This is a genomic window from Sinorhizobium numidicum, assembly GCF_029892045.1.
GTDB lineage: Bacteria > Pseudomonadota > Alphaproteobacteria > Rhizobiales > Rhizobiaceae > Sinorhizobium > Sinorhizobium numidicum.
The window spans coordinates 116661-135149 of record NZ_CP120367.1 but is presented as its reverse complement, the minus strand read 5'-3'; the positions used below and the strand labels follow the sequence as shown (position 1 = coordinate 135149).

The window sequence follows — 18489 nt, the reverse complement described above, 5'->3', positions numbered from 1 at the left end:
CCGTGCGTCTTTTCAGACGCACAAGGTCGGTGTAACATTTTGAACTGCTACTTCACCGCGACAATCCCGCAGAAATTGTACCAGCGGAAAAAGAGCTCGACGCTCCGGAAGCCTGTTTCCCTCAGAAGTTGAAGGTTTTCTTCGAGCCGATACGGGATTAGGACGTTTTCCAGCGCCTCGCGCTTCTTGAAAATCTCGATCTCCGAATAGCCGTTCCGCCGCTTGAAATCGTAATAGTGCTGGATGAAGAGACGGTTGAACGTCGTATCCTCGCTGGAGAGTTTTTCGACAAGCAGCACGCAACCCTGCTCGTTCAATCCCGAATGGATCATCTGCCCGTTCCGTTCGATGCACTATGCGATCTTTTGAGCAATTAACGAGAACAGCTGACCAGCACCCGGGGACCGCTGTGGGCCATAGTCGGTACTGCCTAGACGCGAAGGCGCCGCGCATCGCAAAGGACACGCGGCGACCCTTTTTTCGAGCGACGTCAGATCTGTCTCACTGCGGAGTGAGGTCGAAGCCGAACCACTTTTCCGACAGGCGCTTGATCGTGCCATCCGCCTTTGCGGCGGCGATCGCCGCATCGAACATGACCTTGAGGTCGGTGTCGCTCTTGCGCAAGCCGACCGAGCTGCCGGCGCCGAGGAAGCCGCCCTGAAAGCGCGGGCCGACGATTATCATGTCGCTGTTCGCGGGGGCCTTTCGACCGCCGTTTTCAGATAGCCCATGGGGGCCACCCTCGGAAGACCAGTGTAGGGCGAGCCACCTCAGCCACGAAGACGGACATACGGTCTTACCATCCTTGACCGACCACGTCAGCGGTCGAGTTTCCAAACAAGGACGACATGCCGTCACGGTTGAGAGGACGAAGCCTCGGGGAGCGCTTCGCGCCATTCCGCCTCCCGCACAGAGGGGCGTGCCGCGATGCGCGCCACGTAGTCGCGAAAGCACGCTGAGAGCGGGAACCCGAGTTGCTGCGCGCCGCGCGCCAGTATGAACAGATACGGGTCCGCCGCGCTGAAGCTGTCGCCGAACAGGTAGTTCGTGCGTTCCAAACGGACGGCCAAGAGGCCGAAGCGCTGCAGTATCTCCCCCGAATCACTGCCCTCGATTCTTCGGTGACCGAGAGGTAAATCGGGAAGCGCTTGTATATCTCGCTGGCGAGGAAACTCAGCATCTCGATCAACCGGTATCGGCCGAGTTCGCCCTGCGGCGCCATGCTCGGAGCACGATCCGCGACCCAGGCAAGTATCGCGGCGTTCTCGGTCAAGAGTTCCCCAGTGTCGAACATCAAGGCAGGGACATGGCCTTTGGGATTAATATCCGTGTAGCTCCCGCCGTCTTCAATCTCCTTGGTCCGGAGATCCACTTTGACAAGGTCGAACTGAAGCTTGGCCTCGAGCATGGCTATGTGGTCCGCCATGCTACTGAATCCAGGGGCATAGTAGAGTTTCATTGATCCAATCCTCGCCTGATTTTTTAGTTTGATGCCCCAAAGGCCTGCCGATTGACGGGGAGGCCCATTCGCATCGTCGGAACTAGCGCAGGGTCAGGCCCGCCTCGACAGGACGATGTGGATCGCCTTTTCCGACGAGACATGCTCGGTCACCTCGTAGCCAAGGCGAGGCAGGTCCATGCCGGCAAAGAGCGCCTCACCGCTGCCGAGAAGGATGGGCGAGACCGCAATATGCATCTCGTCAACCAGCCGGGCGTTCAGATATTGCCGGACGGTGGCGCCGCCGCCGCCAAGGCGGACATCACGACCGCCCGCCGCCTCCCTCGCGCGGGCGAGCGCGGCTTCGATGCCGTCAGTGATGAAGTGGAAGACCGTGCCGCCCTCCATCTCCAGCGACGGACGCGCATGGTTTGTGAGGACGAAGACGGGGTGGTGATAGGGCGGGTTTTCGCCCCACCAGCCCCTCCAGGATTGGTCGGGCCAGGGTCCTCGCACCGGCCCGAACATGTTCCGGCCGAGGATCCAGGCGCCGATGTTGTCGAACCCCCGTGCGGCGAAATCCTCGTCGATGCCGGTTGTCCCCTCCTCCTTGCCCGACATCCGCTGGAAGGTGCGGGTAGGCAAAAACCATTCGTGCAACGCTTCTCCGCCCCTGCCCAACGGATTATCGAGGCTCTGGTCGGGCCCGGCGCCGTATCCGTCGAGCGAAATTGAGAAAGCATGAATACGAAGCCTGGACATGGTTTGTCTCCTGAACTGCTTGGTTGATGGGACGATCTGGTGGGTCGAGGTCATTCGTTCGGGTGAGTGTTGGTGTGCTTGATGATCGCGGAGATGATCTTATCCCAGTCTGCCGGATGCAGCTCGTGTCCGCCCCCTTCGATCTCGATCAGCCTAGCTCCATCGACCGCCGTCGCGACGGCCGCTCCATGTTCTACTGGGAATACCGGATCAGCGGCGCCGTGAATGACCAGAAGCGGCACTTTCATCTCGTGCAGCCGATCTTGCCACGCATCGCTGATCTCAAACAGGACGCTATGATTGGTGGCGCTGAGGTAGCCGCCTGAGCGGTCGAAATCCCGTTCGATGAAGGCCCTGGTCTCGGACTCGTCGAACGGATGTGCCGTGCTCGCGACCAAGCGCGCATCCTCGACCATGTAAGCGACCGCCTCTGCCCGGTGCGACCAGTCCACCTCCATGTTCATGTGTTCCATCCAGGCCTTACCGCTGGCAGGAAGGTGGGATGTGTTCATCCCAACCGGCGAACTGCTGATCGCCGTCAGGGAAAGCACGCGTTCGGGATGCTTGAGCGCTGTGGCCTGGCCGATCATGCCACCGAGGGACATTCCGACGATGTGGGCAGCGGAAATTCGGTAGCCGTCGAGCACGCGGAGCACGTCGTCGACCGCATCGTCGAAGGCATATCCCGGCTGACCTGGCGGATATTTGGTCGAGCGACCGGTATCGCGCTGGTCGTAGCGAAGGACAAAGCGGCCGTGTTCCGCGACCCGGCGGCAGAATCTCTCAGGCCACCATAGCATGGATGCCATTCCCCCCATGATGAGCAGGACCGGCGGATGCGCCGAATCGCCGAAGGCTTCGGTGGCGATCTCGACATCATTACCCCTAATGACACGCATGCTCATGGAAGCCTCCCTTGGTTTGCTGAAAATGTGCTTGCAGTCTGCAACTGGTTGCAGCCTAGTATAACTGGTGCTGTTCTGCAATCAGTTTTGCGTGAATCTAAATTGACGGCGAAATGGATGGAACCGCCCCGCAGCTCCGGCCGCCCACCAATCCCGCTTTGGAGGTCGCAGAATGACGAGGGGAGTGCGTCGAACACTTGCCGACCGCTTTGCGGTACCTAGTGGCGGAAGAGGTCATCTCCTAGGAGGACGACGCGAGTCACAAACAGAAGCGATCTGCCGGCGCCGAGGCGGGAGGAACCTATTCCCTTGTTGACCGAGGGCTAAGATCGGTGCATCGAACAGGTTCCTACCGTAAGCGTCGTTCGTCTCCGAACCCTCAATTTCACAGGCTTCCGAGCGGCGGAGTTTCGTCGCCCGACAAACCCGTCCGGCGCAGGCCGTTACCGAAATGGCTTTTGACCTTGCCCAAAGGCCGTCTGGATCTCGTTCCAAGACGTTTCAATAAGCATCGGACTAAGGTCCTATCGACGTAAGAAGACGGCAGCGTAGCTCAGCTCGGGTCAGGTGCGCATTGCAAAGCTGAGTTTCCTGGAGCCCCGCAGATGACAGAAAAAGGAGTTGAATGAATAGCAATCGCGATGATCATCATCTCTGGCCTCGTTTGGCTATCTGTTGCGTTCAGTTAAGATGGAGGACACCGGAGACAACCCGCTTGCGCATGGAATGCGCTCTCCGCTCCGGCCAACACGCCACAGCCGGTGATTGCCCGCTTGACGCGGCGCACTGAGCAGCCGTTCACCGCGTAGCGTCGAAGGATCGAGGTCGCTGACAGCCATTTGGCGTTCCATTCGATACATTATGCGATTTCCGGGGCACGAAACGAGAACATGTGATCGCCACGGCCATGTCCCCGCTTTGCGGCCCGGAGAGGTCGCTCATCGGGTACGCCGGGAGGCAGACGGCCCTATCGCAGCCGCACACCGTCTTCCGCTTCAAAGAGGTAGAGGTGGTCCTTCGACAATCTGACTCCCACGGCGTTGCCGACCTTCGCCGAGAAATCCTTCGCCGCCTTCACCGTGAGCATGTCCGACTCGGTCTTGACCGTCACTAAGGTGTGATCACCGATGAGTTCGATCGCGTAGACATTCCCGTTCATGTCGGCGTCCTCGGGCGCCGTCACGGCGCAGTCCTCGGGACGCACGCCAAGCACGGCCTCTGCAACCTTGCCCATCACCGGAACCCTGATTTTCGTCCCGCCCGCTATGAATAGATTGCCGTCAAGCGTACCGCGCACGCAGTTCATCGGCGGCGAACCGATGAACTGCGCGACGAAGAGATTGGCAGGATCGTTGTAGATATTCGCCGGCGTATCCAGCTGCTGCAGCTTGCCTCCTTCAAGCAGGGCAACGCGGTCAGCCAATGTCATCGCCTCGATCTGGTCATGGGTCACATAGATGGTAGTGATCCCGAGGTCATGCTGCATGTGTTTGAGTTCTGCCCGCATGTGACCTCGCAATTTGGCGTCGAGGTTTGACAGGGGCTCATCCATCAGGAACACCTTGGGCCGTCTGACCATAGCCCGCGCCAGCGCCACGCGCTGTCTCTGCCCGCCCGAAAGCTGGCGGGGATAGCGTTCGAGGTAGGGCGTCAACTGAACCTGGTCGGCCACATCCTTGATGCGTGCCTCCATCTCGGATTTTGGAAGCCTTCGGACCTTTAGCGGATAGCCGATATTTTCGCCGACCGTCTTGTGCGGATAAAGCGCATAGGACTGAAACACCATCGCCACGTCGCGGTTCTTGGGCAGCACATTGGTGACATCCCGCCCCGCGATGGTGATCATGCCGGAACTCACGGTCTCGAGCCCGGCGATCATGCGCAGCGCAGTGGTTTTCCCCGAGCCCGAGGCACCCAGCAACACGAGGAACTCGCCTTCCTTCACATCGAGATCGAGTTCGTGCAGGACCCGCACCGAACCGAAGAACTTCGCTACTTTCTCGAGCCTGACGGTCAAGTGTTCATCCCTTGACAGCGCCAAGGAGCAGTCCCTTGGCGATGAAGCGTTGCAGGACGAGGGTGAGCAGAATGACCGGCACGATCATGATAATGATGAGCACACTCATGTACCACCATTGCGGTCCGCGCGTCGCGTTCTGTGCTGCGACCAGCAGGGGCATGGTCTGGGCGTTGGCAGTCGAGAGGAACAGAGCCAGCAAGTACTCATTCCAAGAGAAGATAAGCACCAGAAGGCTCGTGGCGATGAGGCCCGGCTTGGATAGCGGCAGGATGATCTCGAAGAAGATGCGGATCCTCGAGGCACCGTCGAGCTCGGCCGATTCCTCGAGATCCTTGGGGATCGAGACGAAGAAATCGTACATCAGCCAGACCACGATCGGCAGGTTCACCGTCGTATAGGTGACGATCAGCGCCATATGGGTATCGAGCAGGCGGACCTGCTGGAACATCACATAGATCGGGATCGCGGCGACGACCGGCGGAAGGATGCGCTGCGAAATCATCCAGAACAGGATGTCGGGATTGCCCAGCGTCGGCGAAGGGATCCTGCGGAACACCCCTGCCCCGATGACGGCCAGCGCCACCCCGACGGTTACTGCGATCAGCCAGTTCACTCCCAGTGCCGCGACCAGCACGATGACAAGGGCGACGACGAAGATGAAGATCAGGATGGTCAGCAGCCGCGGCCGGAACGTGAACCGCGACAGCGCGTAGGCGGCCAGCGACCCGGCGATCATCACAAGAAACGTCGAGAAGACGGCCACGACCACTGAGTTAAAATAGGGTCGAAACGTATCGTTGCCCAGATCGAAGAAGATGTAGCTCCAGGCGTGCAGTGACGGCAAGAAGTCGACGAAGGGCAGGTAGAAAGGTCCGCCGGATACGGCGATGGGCAGCTTGAACGAGGTGATCAGCACCCAATAGAGCGGGAACAGGACAATGAAGCTCCAGATGCTAAGCACGCCGTAGACCACGATCTTGGTCCCGACGGCCATTTCGCCGAGCTTCTTGGATTCGAAAATGCTCATTGGCGCGCCCTCCTCGCAGGATTGACGACGAAGTTGAAGAACGACACGCAGATGATCGTCGAGGTGAAGAGCAGGACATAGGAAATCGCGGCCGAAGCGCCCAGATCGAGGGCGCGCCACTGCATGAAGGCGTGCAGCGTGAGGGATTCGGACGCGATTCCGGGACCGCCATTGGTCAGGACGTTAGGGAGGTCGACGATCTTGAAGGCCTCGATCATGCGGATCAGCACGATGGTTGCCGCGACCGGGGCGACGGAAGGCCAGGTGATGTCGCCGAAGATCTGGAAGCCGGAGGCGCCGTCTAGTTCGGCCGCCTCGATCTCATCTTTGGGCTGGCTCTCGAAGGCAGCCAGCATGACCAGGAACATGAACGGGATCCATTGCCAAGAGTCGCCCAGCACGACCACGAGCCGCGCCGACCAGGCATTGGTCGCCCATGAGAAATCGCCCAACCCCAGCCAATGCCAGAGGGGCGAGATGGGCCCCACCGTCATGTCGGCCATCATGCGGAAAGTGTAAGCGATGCCCACCGGCGTGACCATGAGCGGGACGAAGAACACCACGCGAAAAAAGCTTCGCCCGCGGATTCTGAGCGAGCAGAGAAAGGCCAGCCCGGCGCCGATGACGAACTGGATGGCGACCCCCAGGAAGACGTAGAAGATCGTCGTCGACAGCGAGCCAATTTGGCCCTTGTCGCCGACGGTGGCGGCGAAGAGCCAGGCGAGTGACGCGAAGAGACCAAAGGCTATGAGGCGGCCGATCGCACCCATGACCGTCATGTGCCCGGAAGTGACGAAGCTGCGAATGCCCGAGCCGATCAGGACAATCGCGGCCGCGACAATGAGCCAGCCGAGCCACGATATGGGCATGAATGTGCCAAGCAGATGGTACTGCTCGGACCCGAACAGCAGCTTCCTGAAATTGTTCCAGCCGACAAAGATGAGCTCGTATCCTTCGCTGCCCAGCTTGAAGCGGGAGAGCGCAAGCCATGCCGAAATGATCAACGGGAAGATCGAGAAGGCCAGAATGAGCAGGCTGGCCGGAAGCACGAAAAGCCGCCCCGAATGGCGATCAAACCAATCGACAGTGCGTGTCTGCCAAGTCTCCAACGGCGTGTGCTCCGTCTGGATTTGAAGCTTCTCCCGTCCCGGAGGACGGGAGAAGCCGGGTCGATGGTGACGCTAGTTTGCGCCGATGGTCGCCTTGTAGGCGGCGAGCTGTTTGTCGCGGCCAACTTCGTCGGTGATCTCGTTCCAGCCGTCTTCAATGGTCTTCATCGTGGTCGGAATGTCTATTTCTCCGGCGAGCATGCGGGCAATCGCCGTATCCAGCACGATCTGCTGGTACTTCTGATTGTTCGGAATGCGCAGGTCGAGCACCATGTTGGGCGAATTCAGGCTCGCCTCAATGGCGCCCAGATAGTCCTTGGCCGCAGCTTCGCTCATGCCTGCCTTGGTCCAGTTATCTAGGCTCTGGAACTGCGACAGGCGGTAGGGGTTGAAGCCGGTGATGCCGATAGTGACGTCGACATTGGACTGCTCGGGTGCGCTCATGTAGCTGAAGAAGGCGTAGGCCGCATCCTTCACCTTCGGGGCCGCCTTGGCGTTGATGCCGCCCGACCAGCCGCCGAAGGCCGCGAAGGGCGCATGGTTCACCCCGTCGATGGCGTAGGGGCAGATCTCGGCTGTGCAGTCGACGAGCTTGCCGGTGTCGCGGTCGAGCACCTTGGCGGACCCCGGCAGGATGACGGCGCCTACCTTGTCGATCACCTTGGACTTCTCCGGGTCGATGGCGAGCGTGCCGATGTCGCCCCAGTCGACGGTCAGCGCACACTGGCCGGAGGTGAACAGGTTGCGCGTGTCGCCCACGTCGAGGTTGATCTCGTCAGGCGGGCCATATTTGGTGGTTTCACTGTAGATAGCGAGCGCCGCCGCGAAGGCGTCGTTGTTGACCAAGGGCTTCATGTCCCGGACGTCGAAGAAGGCGCCCTGCGACGTGCCCATGGATTGCAGGAAGGCGCCGGCGACAGAGGTCACCATCCAGTAGGACTGGGCGTTGCGCTTCTTGGCGATGCAGGAGCCGAAATCCGGCTTGCCGTCGCCGTTCATGTCCTTGCCGTTGGCAGCCTTGGCGAAAGCGATGTAGTCGTCCCAGGTCTCGGGCGCGCCGAGGCCTAGCTCCTTGGCCACATCAGTTCGGTAGTAGACCATCTGGAAGTCACCATCGAGGGTAATGGTGTAGGTCTTGCCCGCGAACTTCATCGAGAAATCGCGGAAAAACCCGCCGATGTCGTCGAGCTTGAGAGCGGGGTCCGCCTCGACGCGCGAGCTAAGGTCTTCCATCAGTCCCGGTGTGACATAGTCCACCATCCACTGCGGCGCGAACACGCCGGCATCGAGCGAGTTGGTACCCGTCGACCAGTCGGTGAGGATCTTCTGGTAAAGATCGGAGAAGGGAACCGTGATCACATTGATGTGGGCGCCCGTGAGCTTCTCAAATTCAGGAGCGCGCCGTTGCATCGGCTCGGCGATTTGCGGGCCGGTGAAGGTGATGACATTGACCGTCACGCCGTCAAACTCGCCAGCCCATGCGGAACCCGCAAGGCCCATAGCCGCCGCGCCCGCGATCAGAGGCCCGGCAAACAAAAAACGAATAGCCATTACTTCCTCCCTTTATCAGGCATCCCATTTGTGAGGCGGCCCGATAGTTGTTGATTTTCTAGTTACATAGCGCAGCCGTCAATCATTTCGATTGGCGGGCCATCTGCAGCCAATCTGAACGAGCTCCCGAGCGGAGCGACGCCCAGGGAGGGAATGGATGACGGCGCCGCTTCTGTAGCATGCGGCCAACTAGATCGGCCGACTGCGCTTTCAACAAGCCGCTCCATACCAGGCTTACCCCGTTAAGTGCCACCTGAGCACTTGAGAACGCGGCACCCGAAAGGTTCGACAACGCTCATAACCGAGCCGCCGCCCGTGACCCGTTAGAGAACACATTCGGCCCGAAGCAGACACGTGGCATGCTGTTAAAACCAAAGATCGCGCACACAGCGCCCTTTTGAAGGAAGGTCTTCGAAAGTGTCCAAGCCGGTCGAAATGATCAATAGCCAGATCATGAACGAGATCTGGCGGCGCAAGCCGCAAGTTTACAGCCATGCGCCGACGGCCATCCTCTTGAAGCCGTAAGCCGCGCCAGCTCAATACACACGCGCAGGATGGGCAGAACAATATTTCGAGAGATGACTTGTCCTTGCCGGCGCGGTGTAGGCGGCGACGATCTACGCGAATGCCGTTTCCAAATCTATCTCGGACGTTTGTTCCAGATGAGATGGGGTCGTCCAAGCGCTGGCTGTCGCCGGTATCGAGCCGGTGGCCATCGGCGCCGCTATGTTGCAGTCGCGCCAATGGCTGGAACGCTTGACGGCTTTGGGCAGCCATTGGCCAGATAGAACCGTAGGCGTCTTTTCCACTCCGCTACTGTTGAAAACGACAGAAGGAAGCTGGGACGCTCAGGTCAACTGACAAACGCCAGGTGGCCAAGCACCCTTTCCGGATCCTGTTGCGCTCGAGTGCTCCATTTTCACAAACAAATACCTGCTGGGACGAATGGAAGCGCGGCGGAACGCCATGTGGGTTTCATCATTTCATCACGGAAGCTAGGACGGATTGTCACACTCGGCTGCTAGCAGAAAGCGAACTGAAGCGCGGTAGCAAAGCGCCAGCTGGTTGATCGTCATACTTCCAAGGAGCACTTGTGATGAAACTCGCCGTCATTCAATCTTTCCTGGCGGGCCTTCTGGCCGCGACCACACTCGGTGCTTCTCCGGCATTCGCCGAGAAAACCAAGTTCGAATTCTGGTATGGCCTCTCCGGCGATCTGGGCGAGCGCGTGCAGGATGCATGCAAGAAGTTCAACGATGCGCAGACCGACTTCGAGATCGTCTGCACCTCGCAGAACGGCTACGACACGACGCTGCAGAATACGATTGCCGCCTATCGCGCCAAGAAGCACCCGGCGATCACCCAGATCTATGATGCCGGCACGCTCGACCTGATGCTGTCCGGCGCCTTCGTGCCCGCCAAGAAGCTGATGGCCGACAATGGCTACACGATCGACTGGAACAACTATTTCGGCGGTATAGCCAACTATTATGCAACCGCTGCCGGCGAGCTGAACTCCTTCCCGTTCAACTCTTCCACCGCCATGTTCTATTACAATGTCGATGCTTTCCAGAAAGCCGGCATCGATTTCAAGCCGGACACCTGGGAACAGGTCGAGGAAGCCGCCCGCAAACTGCAGGCCGCGGGCTTCGAATGCCCGATGGGCTTCAATTTCGACACATGGCCGATGATGGAGCAGTTCTCCGCTATCCACAACCAACCGATCGCCACCAAGGGCAACGGCTATGAAGGCCTCGACGCCGAACTCGTCATCAACAAGACTAAGTTCGTCGATCAGGTGAAGTTCTTCAAGAAAATGGCCGACGAGAAGCTGTTCGTCGTCAAGACCAAGCAGCTCGGCATGGATACCGTGCCCTCCTTCACCTCACAGACCTGCCAAATGATCCAGACGTCGATTGCCGACCACGGCACGGTCGGCAAGACGCTGCCCGAAGGCGTCAAATGGGAAGTCGCAATGCTTCCGGTCTGGAGAGGCACCGAGCGCCAGAACTCGCTCGTGGGAGGCGCATCGCTGTGGGTCATGGCCGGACGGCCGGAAGCCGAATACAAGGCCGCTGCAGCATTCCTGAACTACATCGCCACCCCGGAAATGGCCGAATGGTGGTCGACGGTCACCGGCTACATCCCGGTCACCAAGACCGGCTTTGACGCCATGAAGGATAACGGCTTCTATGAAAAGGCTCCCTATAAGGGCCGCGAATTCGCGATCCAGAGCCTGACCTACACACCGACGTCGCAGAACACCCGCGGCATCCGGCTTGGCGGCTTCACGCAGATCCGCAAGGAAGTATCGACGTCGCTCGAAGCAATTTTTATGCAGAACGCCGACGTGCAGACGGAACTCGATCAGGCCGTGGAGCGCAGCAACGCCGTTCTGCGCCGCTTCGAAAAGACCTATGCCGGGCAAAAGCTGAACTAAAACCCCGCCCTACTCTGAGAGCCTGCCGGTTTCGCGCGGCGGGCTCTCTTCTCTTTCCTGTATGGTTTCAAGTCACCCATGGACAAGCATTCCGTTTTTAAAAGCTGGTGGTTGCCGATCCTGTTCGCCCTGCCACAGATTGCTTTGATCCTCCTCTTCTTCTATTGGCCGGCAGTTGCGGTGATGCAGTGGGCTTTCACGCTCGAGCCACCTTTCGGCGGTGCGGCAGAATTCGTCGGATGGGCCAATTTCCAAGACGTGTTCGCCGATCCCTTCTATTGGAACTCGGTGGTTGTCAGCCTGATTTTCTCCCTCTGCGGAACGGTGTTCACAATCGTCGTCGGCCTTGTCCTGGCGCTCGCAGTCGAGCGTCAGCTTCCCGGCTCCGGTCTGTTCCGCTTCCTTTATATCCTGCCCTACGCCATCGCCGGACCTGCCGCCGGCATGGCCTTCCGCTTCATTCTTTCGCCTGAACGCGGGCTGATGGCCTCGGTCAATGCCATCTTCCCTGATTTTTGGAATCCGGCGAAATACGGCAGCCATGCACTCGTCCTTGTGATCATCATCTTTGCCTGGAAATGGGCGGGTTATACCTTCATCTTCCTGCTGGCCGGACTGCAATCGGTCCCGCGCGCGCTAACAGAAGCGGCCGCCATGGACGGTGCCGGTCCGATCCGGCGCGCCGTGGATATCCAGATTCCGATGCTCGCTCCGACGTTGTTCTTTCTGCTTGTCATCATGATGACGGAAGGCTTCGTGGGGGCCGACACCTTCGGTATCGTGCACAACACCACTGGCGGCGGGCCCAATCACGGCACGGAGGTGATGGTCTTCCGCATCGTCGATGAAGCCTTCAAGGGCTTGAACTATTCTGGCGCCTCGGCCCAGAGCATCGTTCTGATCGGCCTGATCATGGTCTTCACCTTCATCCAGTTCCGCTTCATCGAGAAGCGGGTGCATTACAAGTGAGCCGATCATGATCCAGCGCACCCCCTTCGCCGATGCGTTCACCTATGTGCTGATGGTCCTCGGTTTCCTGCTGTTGATCGGGCCCTTCATCGTCATCCTGGCCGGCGCCAGCCAGACCTTGCAGCAGGTCAACAGCGTGCCGTTCCAGTTCGTGCCGCAGGACCGCCTGTTGGAGAACGCCGCTGCCGCCTGGTCGCGCGCCAGCCTCGCCACGGCTTTGACAAACAGCCTCATCATGGCCAGCCTCGTTACCTTCGGCAAAGTGGTCTTGTCGGCCTGCACCGCCTTTGCCATCGTCTTCTTTCGCACACCCCTCAAGCATTTCTTTTTCTGGATGGTGTTCATCACGCTGATGTTGCCGCTCGAAGTCCGCGTGGTGCCGACCTACGCCGTTGCCGCGGATCTCTTCCACCCGTTCCGCCTCCTGATTGCCGCTCTCACGGGAATCGAAGTGTCGGTCGAATGGAACCTGCTCAATTCCTATGCCGGCCTGAGCTTGCCGCTGATTGCGACCGCAACCGGCACGTTTCTCTACCGCCAGTTCTTCATGACGCTGCCGGATGAACTTGCCGAGGCCGCGCGCATGGACGGATCCGGTCCTGTGCGCTTCTTCTTCGACATGCTGTTGCCGCTGTCGCGCACCAACATGCTGGCGCTCACCACCATCATGTTCGTCTATGGCTGGAACCAGTACCTGTGGCCGCTGCTGATGATCACGGACCCGTCCTACAAGACGACGATGATGTCGCTGGTAGCGCTCCTGCCCTCGGAGAACGGAACGCCGGACTGGAACGTCACGCTCGCCGGCTCTCTCATCATCATGGCGCCGCCGCTGATCGTCGTCGCTGTGCTTCAACGCTGGTTCATACGTGGCCTGGTTGCCACGGAAAAATGATCCACGCTTTAACAAACAAGGTTCAAGACTATGGCTGACATTGATATCCGCGCCGTCCACAAATCCTATGGCAAATCGAAGACATTGCATGGCGTCGATCTTTCCTTTGCGTCCGGCGAATTCGTGGTCATCCTAGGCCCTTCCGGCTGCGGCAAGTCGACGCTTCTCAGGATGATTGCAGGGCTTGAGGAAATCACCGCAGGCGAGATCGCGATCAACAGCCGCGTCGTCAACAAGCTGGAGCCGCGTCAACGCGGCTGCGCTATGGTGTTCCAGAACTATGCGCTCTACCCCCATATGACCGTTGCCGGAAATATCGGCTATGCGTTGAAGGTCGCCGGCGTGTCCAGGGCCGAGCGCGAAAAGCGCATCGAAGAGACGGCGAAGATCGTCGGCCTGTCCGACTATCTCACCCGCAGGCCTGCGGCTCTCTCCGGCGGCCAGCGTCAGCGTGTCGCCATGGCGCGCGCCATCATTCGCGAGCCGAAGGTCTTCCTGTTCGACGAGCCCTTGTCGAACCTCGATGCCAAGCTGCGTGTCACCATGCGGGCCGAGATCCGCAAGCTGCACCAGCGCCTGTCGGCAACGTCGATCTTCGTCACGCATGATCAGGTCGAGGCGATGACACTCGCAGACAAGCTGGTGGTGATGAACAAGGGCCGTGTCGAGCAGGTCGGCCAACCACTCGACATCTATCACCGGCCGGCAAGCGTCTTCGTCGCGTCTTTCATCGGTTCGCCCGCGATGAACCTTTTCGAAACCCGCGTCGAAGCCGGGACCGCCATGGTTCGGTTCGGGAATGCACAGCTGCCGATCGACGACGCCCTCGCCGCGCAATTGCGCGGAAAGAACGTCACTGTCGGCATCCGCCCGGAGCAATGCGTGGTCGTGCAGGCCGGCACCGGCGTGTCGGCGAAGGTGGATTTCATTGAAGAGCTCGGTTCCGGCCGTGTCGTTCATGCCGAGATCGATGGGCAGCCCTTTGCCGCCATCATCGGCGAGCAGATGACCGTGCGCCCCGGGGATCGGATCAGCCTGGAGCTGCCCTTATCGCAACTGCATGTCTTCGACCGCGACAGCGGGCGACGGATAGACGTCGGGCCCGTGACCGGCGCCAAGGAAAATCCGGCCGGGATCCCGGCACTTGCAACCGTCGCGTGATCTGTTGCAAGTCTCGAAGGAGAACCTGTCATGAACGACATCATAACCGCCATCGGTTTCTGCAACCGGACCGGCAACGGTGATCTGACCATACTGGATGCGTCCTTGCGGGAAATCGCCGATACGGGCGCCGATGCCTGCGAGATCGGCATCTATGGTGAGGAAATCATCAGCGGCGGCCGGATCATCGAGGACCGGACACAGCGCGTCACAGAGATTGTCCGCCAGTACAACTTCAGGAAGCTGTCGCTGCACGGCCAGATCGTTTCCAACTTCATGGACCGGGAGCATCTGCATCTGCAGAAGAAGATCGTGCGGGCCATGCTGGAACTGTGCAATCGCCTCGGCGCCGGCATTCTCGTGCACCATTCGGGCGCCGCACAGGTTGCAGATGGCGAGAATGGCGGAGATCTCGACCAGATTGAACGTGAGGCGCTCGCCGAGATGGCCGAAATCGCCAAGGGTTACGGTGTGCGCATCGCCCTTGAAAATATCTTCACCACCGAAAGCGGCCAGTATCGGCAGACGCCGAGCCAGGTGGCAGCGACCGTTCGCGCGATCGGCTCGGATAACGTCGTTGCACTGATCGATTTCTCGCATGCCTATATCGAAGCGACCTTCCGCAATCTCGATTTTCGCGAACAGTTGCGCGACATGGCACCGGTGACCGGGCATCTGCATGTGCATGATAGCTTTGGCCTGCCCTATTCGATGAAGCGCTTCTATCATCCGGCCGAGGCAACCGCGCTCGGCATCGGCGACCTGCATCTGCCGATCGGCTGGGGCAACATTCCATGGGAAGACATCTTCTCCGAGCTGGCATTCCTGCCGGATACGACGCTGATCATGGAAATCGGCGCGGAGCGATTTGCAGACCAGCAGCCAACCTGCCTCGAACGGGCAAGGCGTCTTGCGGCGTTGCTCATGCGTCAGCGGGCAGCCTGACAAGCGCTGAAGTTAATGGCGGCACGTTCGGGGCCGCCACTGGCTATCCGCAGGAGAGAGTGTACGCGCCGCGATTACCCCAAGTTTAGCGTCAGCCGCCTGAAAGGCGGAAACCGGGACCAACTGCGCCCGGCAAGCTGCTCCGTTTGGGCGGGCGAAGACCGCCTCCCCCTCACCTTCCCGGCCGCGCCAGCGATCTTGCAATGTCGATGATGTCGTCGCGCGCGGCGGTCGGATCCTCCTTGTTCCAGGCGACCCCAAGTCCGATCCGGAAGTCGACGCCCCGCACCTTCTTGAGCTCGAAATTGCGGTTCGGCAGATCCTGCGTCCATTCCGGCGCGAAGCCGATGCCGAGACCGGCGGAGACCAGCGAGACGAGCGAGAAGCTGTCGTCGCAGCTATAGGCGATGTTTTTCGTCAGATCGTGCTCCTCGAACTTTCCCGCAAAATAGCGCTCGGTATAGGAGAGGTTCGCCCTGGAAAAGGAGATGATCTTCTGGTCTCTGAGATCCTCAATGCCGATCTCGGATCGAGCGGCAAGCGCGCTTTGCTTTTCCACCGCCAGTAGATAGCGCTCCTGGGCGATCGAGAAGAAGCGTAAGGCGCCGATGTTTTCGACCGGCCGGATGAAGCCGAGATTGATCTGGCCGGTCTCGATACTCCGGATGATGCCATCGGTCGAGCCGCTGGAGATGTGCAGCTGGATCTCCGGGTATTTCCTTGCGATCCTTGCCAGAAAGGAAGGCAGCACGCCGATGGTCGCCGGATAGATGGTGCCGATCTTGATCTTCTTGACGTTCTTGCCGGCGACCGAGCGGGTGGCCTCGGTGGAGAGATCGACATCTCTTAAGATCCGGACGCAACGATCATGAAACACCTCCCCTGCCCTGGTCAGCGCCACCCGTCTGGTCGTCCGGGTGAGAAGCTGGACACCGAGTTCCTTCTCTAGCGCCTGCACATGATTGCTCAACGCCGGCTGGGCGATGTGCACCCGTGCCGCTGCCCGGCCGAAATGTAGCTCCTCGGCCACCGCAACGAAATAACTCAGCTGGCGCAGTTCCATGCAGCCTTCCCTTAGCGCGTAATCTGCTCGCGCGTTGACACGCCGGACGGAATCCGCCCAGCCAAACCGCTCGGAATCATTGATGCAGATGTCGATACAGTGTATCTATATTGCGTCCGGATGTTTGTCAATACGCTGTATCGAAATGAATACGAGGTCACCGTGAATTCTGCTCAGGCCCGAGCCGCGCGCGCAATATTGAAGCTCGGAGTACGAGAGGTCGCCCAACTGGCGAAAGTCACAGCCAATACGGTCAGCAGGATCGAGCAAGATGAAGTCGGTCCGCGCGGGCCTCAGCCCGTCACTGTGGAAGCGATCAGGCGCGTTTATGAGGAGCGCGGGATTGTCTTCTTTGACGAAGGACCGGCCCCCGACGGTGGCAGCGGTGTGCGCTTGGGCAACAAGGCTGTCTAGCCACCAAAGGGGACACTCAAACTGTTCCCGTTGATACATTATGCGATCTTCTTAGCTAGAACGTGAACATCCTCGCAACAAACCGTGCACAGGGAACGGCTCCCTTCGACCCACAGCGGCCCCTCGCCAATAGTAGATTCCCACGCGCCGCTGCGGCGATTGCTTTCGCTCGAATGGCTCTCCTAGCCCGCGCACCGCGTACGGTCGCAATGCCGGTTCGGCGAAGGCATTCACATGAGAGATTAGAGTTCCGGGCCATCTCGAACCTCACACGCGCCGCACCGCGGCAAGCTTGCTCACCTGGCGAATTCGGAGCGCGCTGATGCTGCTCTTCAGCAGCACTCAAGGCTAGAGCAGAAACATTGCGAGCGTCGCAAGCCCCATAACGATCGCCGTGAGGCCAGCCAGGCTGGCCATCCACCAAGGTGCGGTCAGCCGCCCCATGATGCGCGGGTTGAGCGCCATCACCGTCATTATGCCAATGAGCGGCGCGGCCAGCATGCCGTTGACGACGGCGCTCCAGTAGAGCATCCGGAACGGATCCAGTCCGGTGAATGAGAGAGCGACACTGCCGAGCGTCGCCGCCGCGATGGTGCCGTAGAACGCTTTCGCCCTATGCGGTGCACGATCAAGTCCTTCGGGCCACTGGAACAGTTCAGCGACGGCGTAGGCGGCCGAACCGGCGAGAACCGGGACCGCCAGCAACCCCGTTCCGATGATTCCGGCGGCGAACACGACGAAGGTGAATTCCCCGGCGATCGGCCGCAGAGCCTCTGCCGCCTCTGCCGAGGTCTCGATCTGCGTGATTCCGTTCGCATGCAGTGTTGCGGCCGTCGCCAGAATGATGAACAGCGCGACAACATTGGAGAACCCCATGCCCACGAGAGTGTCCAGGCGAATGCGCGCGAGTTCCGGGTCTGCCGCCTTCGGATCAGCCGCGAGCCTTTCGCGCCGCCGCATGTGCAATTCCTCGACCTCCTGACCGGCCTGCCAGAAAAACAGGTACGGGCTGATCGTCGTCCCGAAGATGGCGACCAAAGCCATCGCGTGTCCGCTGTCAAAGGCGAGCTGCGGGACCAAGACGCCGCGCAATGCCTCCGACCAGGGGACCTCGACGGCAAAGACGACGATGACATAGGCAAATAGCGACAGCGTCAGCCACTTGAGGAACAAGGCGTAGCGGCGATAGCGCACGAAAACCTCGAGGACGACGCTGATAATGCCGAAGATCGCGACGTAGATTAGTTGCGGACCATCCAACAGGAGACGAAACGCCGCGCCCATGGCGGCGAGATCGGCACCGATGTTGATGAAGTTGGCAGCGAACAACAGCGACACGGCCACCCTGCCGAGCCACAGTGGGTAATGCTGGCGCAGGTTCTGCGCAATGCCCTGTCCGGTCACAGCGCCGATCCCGGCGCTGACGCCCTGGACGGCCACCATCAGCGGATAGCAGAACAGCATCGCCCAGCCGAGGGTGAAGCCGAACTGGGCACCGACCTGGCTGTACGTTGCTATACCGCTCGGATCATCGTCGGCCGCGCCGGTGATCAGGCCAGTGCGAAGTTTTCTGAGGAGATGGAATGCAGGCCGCTTTTCAGAAGAGGGAGCCGATGACAATTTCGCCATTTCATGCGGCCTCGGCCCGGTGCACGCTTCTGGCTCGCGCGTGAGGCGTGTTCTCCGGCCGGCGATCGAGTCCGGGTACCTTGAGCCGAAATCCTGCAGAACCCGATGGCATCCATGCTCCTGACGAAGTTGGGGCCTACTTCAGGCGACGCCTTTGCGCC

Annotated in this window: 17 protein-coding genes and 3 pseudogenes; 7 read left to right on the top strand and 13 right to left on the bottom strand. The window is 59.9% G+C overall.

Features of this window, described 5'->3' with window-relative positions:
• Positions 1-47: 47 nt before the first annotated feature.
• The 11 genes and pseudogenes from PYH37_RS00680 to PYH37_RS00630 form a co-directional block, all read right to left on the bottom strand.
• Positions 48-332 (bottom strand): class I SAM-dependent methyltransferase, encoded by a 285-nt coding sequence (locus PYH37_RS00680; RefSeq protein WP_280731556.1) that lies wholly within the window; start codon positions 330-332, stop codon positions 48-50.
• A 169-nt stretch (positions 333-501) separates the two neighbouring features.
• The gene (locus PYH37_RS32325; protein ID WP_425336061.1) at positions 502-897 is read right to left on the bottom strand and encodes a transporter substrate-binding domain-containing protein; all 396 of its coding nucleotides are present in this window, start codon (positions 895-897) and stop codon (positions 502-504) included.
• Positions 855-1058, bottom strand: a complete 204-nt coding sequence (locus PYH37_RS00670) for a glutathione S-transferase family protein (RefSeq protein ID WP_280731553.1) — start codon at positions 1056-1058, stop codon at positions 855-857. The genes PYH37_RS32325 and PYH37_RS00670 overlap by 43 nt, the downstream gene beginning before the upstream one ends.
• 227 nt (positions 1059-1285) lie before the next feature.
• Positions 1286-1408: pseudogene (locus PYH37_RS00665) on the bottom strand (glutathione S-transferase N-terminal domain-containing protein); the annotation flags it as partial.
• Positions 1409-1552: 144 nt separating this feature from the next.
• On the bottom strand, positions 1553-2200 hold the full coding sequence (locus PYH37_RS00660; RefSeq protein WP_280731551.1) for a dihydrofolate reductase family protein: 648 nt from the start codon (positions 2198-2200) through the stop codon (positions 1553-1555).
• Between the two features lie 50 nt (positions 2201-2250).
• A complete protein-coding gene (locus tag PYH37_RS00655) occupies positions 2251-3105 on the bottom strand; it encodes an alpha/beta fold hydrolase (RefSeq protein WP_280731550.1) in 855 nt (284 codons plus the stop codon).
• 967 nt (positions 3106-4072) lie between these two features.
• Positions 4073-5122 carry an ABC transporter ATP-binding protein gene (locus PYH37_RS00650; protein ID WP_280731549.1) on the bottom strand — a complete coding sequence of 350 codons (1050 nt, stop codon included), beginning with the start codon at positions 5120-5122 and terminating at the stop codon, positions 4073-4075.
• Positions 5123-5126: 4 nt separating this feature from the next.
• Complete coding sequence (locus PYH37_RS00645; RefSeq protein WP_280731548.1) at positions 5127-6152, bottom strand: carbohydrate ABC transporter permease; 1026 nt, start codon at positions 6150-6152, stop codon at positions 5127-5129.
• On the bottom strand, positions 6149-7261 hold the full coding sequence (locus PYH37_RS00640; protein WP_280731547.1) for a carbohydrate ABC transporter permease: 1113 nt from the start codon (positions 7259-7261) through the stop codon (positions 6149-6151). Before PYH37_RS00640 ends, PYH37_RS00645 begins: the two co-directional genes overlap by 4 nt.
• Before the next feature lie 72 nt (positions 7262-7333).
• Positions 7334-8812, bottom strand: coding sequence for an extracellular solute-binding protein (locus PYH37_RS00635; protein ID WP_280731546.1), 1479 nt, complete (start codon positions 8810-8812; stop codon positions 7334-7336).
• 365 nt (positions 8813-9177) lie between these two features.
• A pseudogene (locus PYH37_RS00630) lies at positions 9178-9400 on the bottom strand (GFA family protein); the annotation flags it as partial.
• Positions 9401-9496: 96 nt separating this feature from the next.
• Here PYH37_RS00630 and PYH37_RS32320 point away from each other — a divergent pair.
• The 6 genes and pseudogenes from PYH37_RS32320 to PYH37_RS00600 form a co-directional block, all read left to right on the top strand.
• A pseudogene (locus PYH37_RS32320) lies at positions 9497-9673 on the top strand (phosphoribosyltransferase); the annotation flags it as partial.
• Between the two features lie 235 nt (positions 9674-9908).
• On the top strand, positions 9909-11252 hold the full coding sequence (locus tag PYH37_RS00620) for an extracellular solute-binding protein (RefSeq protein ID WP_280731545.1): 1344 nt from the start codon (positions 9909-9911) through the stop codon (positions 11250-11252).
• A gap of 78 nt (positions 11253-11330) precedes the next feature.
• Complete coding sequence (locus PYH37_RS00615) at positions 11331-12221, top strand: carbohydrate ABC transporter permease (RefSeq protein ID WP_280731544.1); 891 nt, start codon at positions 11331-11333, stop codon at positions 12219-12221.
• Between the two features lie 7 nt (positions 12222-12228).
• Positions 12229-13116 (top strand): ABC transporter permease subunit, encoded by an 888-nt coding sequence (locus tag PYH37_RS00610; protein ID WP_280731543.1) that lies wholly within the window; start codon positions 12229-12231, stop codon positions 13114-13116.
• Between the two features lie 30 nt (positions 13117-13146).
• Positions 13147-14277 carry a sn-glycerol-3-phosphate ABC transporter ATP-binding protein UgpC gene (ugpC, locus tag PYH37_RS00605; protein WP_280731542.1) on the top strand — a complete coding sequence of 377 codons (1131 nt, stop codon included), beginning with the start codon at positions 13147-13149 and terminating at the stop codon, positions 14275-14277.
• 30 nt (positions 14278-14307) lie between these two features.
• Positions 14308-15222, top strand: a complete 915-nt coding sequence (locus PYH37_RS00600) for a sugar phosphate isomerase/epimerase family protein (RefSeq protein WP_280731541.1) — start codon at positions 14308-14310, stop codon at positions 15220-15222.
• Between the two features lie 172 nt (positions 15223-15394).
• Here the strand turns inward: PYH37_RS00600 and PYH37_RS00595 are convergent, their stop codons facing one another.
• A complete protein-coding gene (locus PYH37_RS00595) occupies positions 15395-16285 on the bottom strand; it encodes a LysR family transcriptional regulator (RefSeq protein WP_280731540.1) in 891 nt (296 codons plus the stop codon).
• A gap of 120 nt (positions 16286-16405) precedes the next feature.
• On the opposite strand from PYH37_RS00595, the gene PYH37_RS00590 reads away from it, so the two are divergent.
• Positions 16406-16699, top strand: coding sequence for a helix-turn-helix domain-containing protein (locus tag PYH37_RS00590; protein ID WP_280731539.1), 294 nt, complete (start codon positions 16406-16408; stop codon positions 16697-16699).
• A 348-nt stretch (positions 16700-17047) separates the two neighbouring features.
• On the opposite strand, the gene PYH37_RS00585 is transcribed toward PYH37_RS00590, so the two are convergent.
• Positions 17048-18328, bottom strand: coding sequence for an NRAMP family divalent metal transporter (locus PYH37_RS00585; RefSeq protein ID WP_280731538.1), 1281 nt, complete (start codon positions 18326-18328; stop codon positions 17048-17050).
• Between the last annotated feature and the right edge of the window lie 161 nt (positions 18329-18489).

Coding starts and splice junctions, on each gene's coding strand:
- PYH37_RS00610 (WP_280731543.1), top strand. CDS start 12,229: ATGATCCAGCGCACCCCCTTCGCCGATGCGTTCACCTATGTGCTGATG.
- PYH37_RS00680 (WP_280731556.1), bottom strand. CDS start 332: ATGATCCATTCGGGATTGAACGAGCAGGGTTGCGTGCTGCTTGTCGAA.
- PYH37_RS00600 (WP_280731541.1), top strand. CDS start 14,308: ATGAACGACATCATAACCGCCATCGGTTTCTGCAACCGGACCGGCAAC.
- PYH37_RS00655 (WP_280731550.1), bottom strand. CDS start 3,105: ATGAGCATGCGTGTCATTAGGGGTAATGATGTCGAGATCGCCACCGAA.
- PYH37_RS00585 (WP_280731538.1), bottom strand. CDS start 18,328: ATGGCGAAATTGTCATCGGCTCCCTCTTCTGAAAAGCGGCCTGCATTC.
- PYH37_RS00635 (WP_280731546.1), bottom strand. CDS start 8,812: ATGGCTATTCGTTTTTTGTTTGCCGGGCCTCTGATCGCGGGCGCGGCG.
- PYH37_RS32325 (WP_425336061.1), bottom strand. CDS start 897: ATGGCGCGAAGCGCTCCCCGAGGCTTCGTCCTCTCAACCGTGACGGCA.
- PYH37_RS00595 (WP_280731540.1), bottom strand. CDS start 16,285: ATGGAACTGCGCCAGCTGAGTTATTTCGTTGCGGTGGCCGAGGAGCTA.
- PYH37_RS00590 (WP_280731539.1), top strand. CDS start 16,406: ATGTTTGTCAATACGCTGTATCGAAATGAATACGAGGTCACCGTGAAT.
- PYH37_RS00615 (WP_280731544.1), top strand. CDS start 11,331: ATGGACAAGCATTCCGTTTTTAAAAGCTGGTGGTTGCCGATCCTGTTC.
- PYH37_RS00660 (WP_280731551.1), bottom strand. CDS start 2,200: ATGTCCAGGCTTCGTATTCATGCTTTCTCAATTTCGCTCGACGGATAC.
- PYH37_RS00620 (WP_280731545.1), top strand. CDS start 9,909: ATGAAACTCGCCGTCATTCAATCTTTCCTGGCGGGCCTTCTGGCCGCG.
- PYH37_RS00645 (WP_280731548.1), bottom strand. CDS start 6,152: ATGAGCATTTTCGAATCCAAGAAGCTCGGCGAAATGGCCGTCGGGACC.
- ugpC (WP_280731542.1), top strand. CDS start 13,147: ATGGCTGACATTGATATCCGCGCCGTCCACAAATCCTATGGCAAATCG.